The following is a 5,988-nucleotide window of genomic DNA, read 5'->3' as shown; positions in this document are numbered from 1 at the left end:
GGCTCAGGGTGAACGGTTTTCCCCCCCGTTCGGGCTGAGCTTGTCGAAGCCTTGGTGCCATGCGCGCAGGCCCTTCGACAGGCTCAGGGYGAACGGTTTTCCCCCCCGTTCGGGCTGAGCTTGTCGAAGCCTTGGTGCCATGCGCGCAGGCCCTTCGACAGGCTCAGGGCGAACGGTTTCCCCCCCGTTCGGGCTGAGCTTGTCGAAGCCTTGGTGTCATGCGCACAGACCCTTCGACAGGCTCAGGGCGAACGGGGTTCTTTGCTACTCGTCGGCCAACGCCCGCAGCACATCGAGCAGCACGTTCGCGCCGTCGCGCAGCTGCCCGGGTGCGGTGAACTCGCGCGGGTTGTGGCTGATGCCGCCGCGGCTGGGCACGAAGATCATCGCCGAGGGCGCGATGCGCGCAATCATCTGCGCATCGTGCCCCGCACCCGAGGTGATGCGCCGCTGCGTGAGCCCGCGCGCCGCGGCGGCCTGCTCGATGCGGCCCACCAGACGCTCGTCGAAGCGCACCGGCTCGAAGCGGGCCAGTGAACGCGCGGTGATCGTCACGCCCTGCTCCACCGCCAGCCGCTGCAGGAAGCTGGCGAGCTCGGACTCGGCACGCTGCAGCGTGGCCTCGTCGGTGTTGCGCAGGTCGACCGTCAACGTGGCCCGCGACGCGATCACGTTGATCAGGTTCGGGTGCAGCTCGATCGCGCCGACGGTGCCGACCTGCGAGCCGCCGAAGCGCAGCGCCAGCTCGCGCACGAAGACGGCGATCGCTGCCGCGGCATGCCCGGCATCGCGGCGCAGGTGCATCGGCGTGGTGCCGGCGTGGTTCGACTGGCCCTGGATCGCGATCGACTGCCACGAGATGCCCTGCAGATCGTGCACCGCGCCGATCGCGATGCCTTCCGCCTCCAGCACCGGCCCCTGCTCGATGTGTAGCTCGACGAAGGCATGCGGGCGCAGCGTGCCGCAGCGCATGCTGCCGGCGAAGCCGATGCGCTGCAGCTCGTCGCCGAGGCGCGCGCCATCGGTGCCGATCGTGTCCAGCGCCTGCTGCAGCGGCAGCCCGCCGGCATGCACCAGCGAGCCCATCATGTCGGGCATGAAGCGCACGCCCTCCTCGTTCGTGAAGGCGGCCACCACCAGCGGGCGGCGCGTGCGCACGCCGCGCGCGTCGAGCTGGCGTACCACCTCCAGCCCGGCCATCACGCCGTAGATGCCGTCGTAGCGGCCACCGGTGGCGACGGTGTCGATGTGCGAGCCGGTCATCACCGGTGCCAGGTCATGCGTGCCGGCGCGGATGCCGAAGAGGTTGCCGATCTGGTCGACGTGCACCTCGAGCCCGGCTTCCTGCATCCAGCGCACCAGCTGCTCGCGGCCTGCGCGGTCGGCATCGGTCAGCGCGATGCGGCAGACGCCGCCGCCGTCGATCGCGCCGATGCGGGCGTGCTGCTCGACGCGCTCGATCAGCGCGGCCTCGTCGATGCCGTCGTTCGATCGCCAAGCGGCCTGCGCGGCCAGCACGGCGCTGGCTGAGCGGCCGGTGAGGGATTTGTACACACCCGGCGCCGTCGCGCCTTCAGTGTTCAGCAGCAGCACGCGGGCGTTCGCGTCGAGGCTCAGCTGCCCGGCAGCGGCGATCAATCCCGCCAGCCCGGCCGCGCCCGATTCGCCGGCGAGCACCGGCACGTCGCCGGCACTTCCTTCGGCGAGTGTGCGCATCGCCTGCACCGCAGCGCCGTCGCTCACCGTGATGAAGGCATCGACGGCCGGCTGCAGGAAGCGCCACGCGAGCGGCGAGGTCTCGCCACAGGCCAGCCCGGCCATCACCGAATCGACCGAGCCGCTGGCGCGCGCCGCGTGGCCGCTGCGCGCGCTCTGCAGCAGGCAATCGGCCTGCTCGGGCTCGACGACGATGAACACCGGCCGCTGCGTACCGAAGTGTTCCCAGAAATGGCTGACGATGCCCGCGGCCAGCCCGCCGACACCGCCTTGCACGATGACGTGCGTGAACGGTGCGCTGCCGGTTTCCAGCACCTCGTCGGCGATGGTGCCGTAGCCCTGCATCACGTCGCGCGGGATCTCTTCGTAGCCGTCGTACGAGGTGTCGGAGACGACCGTCCAGCCGTTCGCCGCGGCCAGCCGCGCGGCCTCGCGCACCGAGGCGTCGTAGTCGCCGGCGATGCGCACGATCTCGGCGCCGAACGCGGTGATCGGCGCCTCACGCTCGGCGCTGACGTGCGCGTGCAGAACGATCACGCAGCGGCAGCCGATGCTCTGCGCGGCCGCAGCGAGCGCGCGGCCGTGGTTGCCGTCGGTGGCGCTGATGACAACCAGCTCGCGCAGCTCGGCCGCGTGCTTCCCGGCCAGCAGGTCGGCCGCTTGCCAGCCGCGATCGGGCCAACGCCGCACGATCAAGCGCAGCAGCGCCAGCGGCGCGCCCAGCGCCTTGAAGCTGCCGAGCGGCGAGCGCGTCGATTCATCCTTCACCGCGAGGTGCGCGAGGCCCAGCTGCGCGGCCAGCCGCGGCAGCGGCCACAGCGGCGTGGCGCCTTCGTTCAACAGCGACCATGCCCGCAGCCAGCGCCGGCCCTCGCGCCCTGACTTGATATTCAGGATCGCCCGCAGCGCGTCGTCATACGGCCGGCGTTCGGCCCGTGGGTTGAGGAACAGCATCAGGCCTCCCGCCGCGGCAGGCGCTGGCGAATGATTTCCGCGAAGAAGCGCGCGCCGATCGGCAGCAGCGCGTCGTTGAAGTCGTAGCGCGCGTTGTGCAGCGGCACCGCGCCGGGGCTGTCGCCATCGCCGTTGCCGATGAAGACGAAGGCGCCGGGCACGATGCGCAGGAAGGCACCGAAGTCTTCCGAGATCATCATCGGCGCCACCTGGTCGTCGACGCGGTCTGCGCCCACCACCTCCACCGCGGCGGCCACCGCCACCGGCACGCATTGCGCCCAGTTCACCGTCGGCGCGAACTCATGCGTGTAGTCCACCTCGCAGCGCGCGCCATGCGCCGCACAGATGCCCTCGCACAGCTCGCGGATGCGCCGCGCGAGCAGCGCCTGCACCTCGGGCGCATAGCTGCGCGTGTCGCCCTTGATCGTGACGTGCGTCGGCAGCGCGTTGCGGATGCCGTCGGTGACGAACTCGGTGCACGAGACGACGGCCGGCTGCCCCGGATCGACCGAGCGCGCGACGATGGTCTGCAGCGCCAGCACGATCTCGGCACCGATCACCAGCGGGTCGATGGCCATGTGCGGGCGCGCCGCGTGGCCGCCGCGGCCGGTGATGCGGATCACGAAGTTGTCTTCGCTGGCCATGATGCCGCCCGTGCGCGTGGCGATGTGGCCGACCGGCAGGCCGGGCATGTTGTGCGCGCCGTAGATCTCATCCACCGGGAAGCGCTCGAACAGGCCGTCGGCCATCATCGCCGCTGCGCCGCGGCCGTGCTCTTCGGCGGGCTGGAAGATGAAGCGCACCGTGCCGTCGAAATCCCGACGCTGGGCCAGCAACTGCGCCGCGCCGAGCAGCATCGCCATGTGGCCGTCGTGCCCGCAGGCGTGCATGCAGCCGGGGTTGAGCGAGGCGTGGGCGCGGCCCTCGGCGGCTTCGGTGAGGGCGAGCGCATCCATGTCGGCACGCAGGCCGATCGCGCCGCTGCCGCGGCCCACCGTCAGCGTGCCGACGACGCCGGTGCCGCCGATGGGGCGGTGCACCTCGATGCCCAGCAGCTCGAGAACGCGGGCGACGTGGTCGGCGGTGCGGCGCTCGTTGAAGCCGGTCTCGGGGTGGCGGTGCAGGTGGTGGCGCCAGCTTTGCAGCTGGGCTTCGAACTCGGTGGCTGATGTGGCGGACGAGGCTGACATGGCGGGCTCCGGGCGAGGCGGATGCTGCATTGTCGGCAGCAGCGCGTGAGCGGATTCACCGCGATTCGGGGCGGCGTGATGCGTTTGTCCCGTTTTGCTGGTCGAAAATGGGCGGATGGACCGACTCGACACCCAGATCCTGAACCTGCTGCAAGACGATGCCTCGCTGCCGATGCGCACGCTGGCCGAGCGGGTGCACAGCTCGCCGGCCACGTGCCAGCGGCGCATTGCGCAGCTCAAGGCCTCGGGCGTGCTGATGAAGCAGGTGGCCATCGTCGACCGGCAGCGCGTGGGGCGGCCGCTGACGGTGTTCGTCTCGGTCGAGCTGGACAAGCAGAACGATGCGCTGCTGCGCAACTTCGAGAAGAAGATGGCGGCCGAGGACGACGTGATGGCCTGCTACGAGGTGTCGGGCGAGTTCGACTTCTTGCTGATCGTGAACTCGGCGTCGATGGAGCGGTACCACGCGTTCACGCGCGAGGTGTTCTCGTCGAACAACAACGTGCGGAATTTCAAGAGCACCTTCGCGATGAACTGTTCGAAGTTCGAGACGCGGATCGCGCTGGCCGAGCCTGGGGAGGCCGGGGCATGACGACGCAGATCGAGGCGCTGTACTACGGCCGGCACCGGATGACGTTTCGCATCGGCACCTACCTGGCGCTGATCCGCATGATGGGTATCGCGCACCTGGTGACCGCGCTGTACGGGCATGCGCAGCTGGTGTCGCAGACGCAGGCAAGGCTGGCACGCACGCGGCAGACGCTGCGCGAGCTGATCTGCCACGGCTTCGACAGCGAAGCGGGGCAAGCGGCGCTGCAGCGGCTGCGCGAGGTGCACCGCCATGTGCCGGCGGATGCGAGCGACTACCGCTACGTGCTGGCGACGTTCTTTCTGGAGCCGCTGCGCTGGAACGAGCGGCATGCGCGGGTGAAGCTCGAGGCGCGCGAGACGGCGCTGCTGCTGGGCTTCTGGCAGCGCGTGGGGCTGGAGATGGGGATGAGCGAGCTGCCCGAGACGCTGCCGCAGTGGCAGCAGCTGCAGCGCGAGTACGAGGCGCGCTGCATGGCCCGCACGCCAGAAGGTGAACGCCTGGCGCGCCTGTGCCTGCGGGATGTGGTGAAGCTGACGGTGCCCTTCGGCACGCGCTGGGCGTTCCGGCAGGGGATGCTGGCGACGATGGAGCCGGGGGTGCGGGAGGTGTTGGGGCTGGGGGAAGCGAGTGGGTGGGTGAAGGTACTCGTCCGCTCCTCCCGTTCGCCCTGAGCAGGGACCGAGCTTGTCGAGGGCCCGTCCGTCGAAGGGTTGTGACCGGAGCGCGCAGGGCCTTCGACAAGCTCAGTCCGAACGGGTAGCCCGTGCCCTAACGCTCGCGGCAAGCTCCCTCCACAGGCACGCCCGCAAACCGCTGCCGAGTCCACTCCACCAGCTCCCCAACCAGCGGCGAATCCCCCGCCACCACCGACAGGTGATCCCGCCCCGCATACCGCCGGTAGTCGATCACCCGCCCCGCCTGGCAGCGCGCCGCGACGAAGCGTGACTGCACTTCCGGCAGCACCAGCTCATCCGCCAAGCCTTGCGCCACCAACACCGGCTGCGCCCACGGCCCGAGCGGCGTGTTCTCCGCGAGCCGCTGGCCCAGCGCCCCACCCGTGGGCGACGTGGAGAAGATGCTGCCCCCGGCCGCCACCGCCTCGAGCGCGGTGAACGCCGCCTTGCCACCCGCGCTGCAGCGTGACGCGATGTCGCGCGCCACCAGCGCCGGCCAGCCGCGAGCGTAGGCGTCGAACTTCACGTCGCCATACGTGTCGCTGTAGGCCTGCAGCACGTACGACGAGGTGATGCGGCCGATCGGCGTGTGCTGCACGGCGCTCATCAGCGCCGGCAGGTCGCTCGCCGGGGCGAGGGCGGCGATGCCGGCCAGCGGCACGTCGGGCGCGTAGGTGGGCGCGAGCATGCCGGCCCACAGCGCCGCGTTGCCGCCTTGCGAATGGCCCCAGATGACTGTTCGATCGGCGAGCGCCACGCCCACCATCTGCCGCGCGGCCCGTACCGCATCGAGCGCGGAGCGGGCCTGGCCGGTGCCGACGAGGTAGGGGTGGATGCCGGCGGCGCCCAGGCCCACGTAGTC

General features: G+C 70.7%; 5 protein-coding genes and 1 pseudogene. 2 read left to right on the top strand and 4 right to left on the bottom strand.

All coding sequences use genetic code 11. The features are described 5' to 3' along the window. Positions 1-264: 264 nt before the first annotated feature. The 3 genes and pseudogenes from AC1D12_RS22140 to AC1D12_RS22130 all read right to left on the bottom strand — a co-directional run bounded on the left by AC1D12_RS22140 (position 265) and on the right by AC1D12_RS22130 (position 3,860). Positions 265-1,515, bottom strand: coding sequence for a Zn-dependent hydrolase (locus AC1D12_RS22140; protein ID WP_477842876.1), 1,251 nt, complete (start codon positions 1,513-1,515; stop codon positions 265-267). A gap of 12 nt (positions 1,516-1,527) precedes the next feature. Next, positions 1,528-2,670 (bottom strand): annotated as a pseudogene (locus AC1D12_RS22135) (diaminopropionate ammonia-lyase); the annotation flags it as partial. After that, positions 2,670-3,860 (bottom strand): M20 aminoacylase family protein, encoded by a 1,191-nt coding sequence (locus AC1D12_RS22130; RefSeq protein ID WP_477825320.1) that lies wholly within the window; start codon positions 3,858-3,860, stop codon positions 2,670-2,672. The pseudogene AC1D12_RS22135 and the gene AC1D12_RS22130, both read right to left, overlap by 1 nt. 115 nt (positions 3,861-3,975) lie before the next feature. Between AC1D12_RS22130 and AC1D12_RS22125 the strand changes: the two genes are divergently transcribed. Both AC1D12_RS22125 and AC1D12_RS22120 read left to right on the top strand, forming a co-directional pair. After that, positions 3,976-4,452 (top strand): Lrp/AsnC family transcriptional regulator, encoded by a 477-nt coding sequence (locus AC1D12_RS22125; RefSeq protein WP_047507213.1) that lies wholly within the window; start codon positions 3,976-3,978, stop codon positions 4,450-4,452. Beyond that, complete coding sequence (locus tag AC1D12_RS22120) at positions 4,449-5,123, top strand: oxygenase MpaB family protein (RefSeq protein WP_477825319.1); 675 nt, start codon at positions 4,449-4,451, stop codon at positions 5,121-5,123. The genes AC1D12_RS22125 and AC1D12_RS22120 overlap by 4 nt, the downstream gene beginning before the upstream one ends. A gap of 97 nt (positions 5,124-5,220) precedes the next feature. Here the strand turns inward: AC1D12_RS22120 and AC1D12_RS22115 are convergent. Next, positions 5,221-5,988: lipase family protein (locus AC1D12_RS22115; protein ID WP_477842874.1), on the bottom strand; the 768-nt coding region annotated here is incomplete at its 5' end.

Source organism: Rhizobacter sp. P1_G5, assembly GCF_056405435.1.
Note: the sequence above shows the minus strand (reverse complement) of the source record. Positions and strands in the feature narration are given on the sequence as shown.

Excerpts from the sequence above, each read along its gene's own strand:
- AC1D12_RS22125 (WP_047507213.1), top strand. The coding sequence starts at position 3,976 with ATGGACCGACTCGACACCCAGATCCTGAACCTGCTGCAAGACGATGCC.
- AC1D12_RS22130 (WP_477825320.1), bottom strand. The coding sequence starts at position 3,860 with ATGTCAGCCTCGTCCGCCACATCAGCCACCGAGTTCGAAGCCCAGCTG.
- AC1D12_RS22120 (WP_477825319.1), top strand. The coding sequence starts at position 4,449 with ATGACGACGCAGATCGAGGCGCTGTACTACGGCCGGCACCGGATGACG.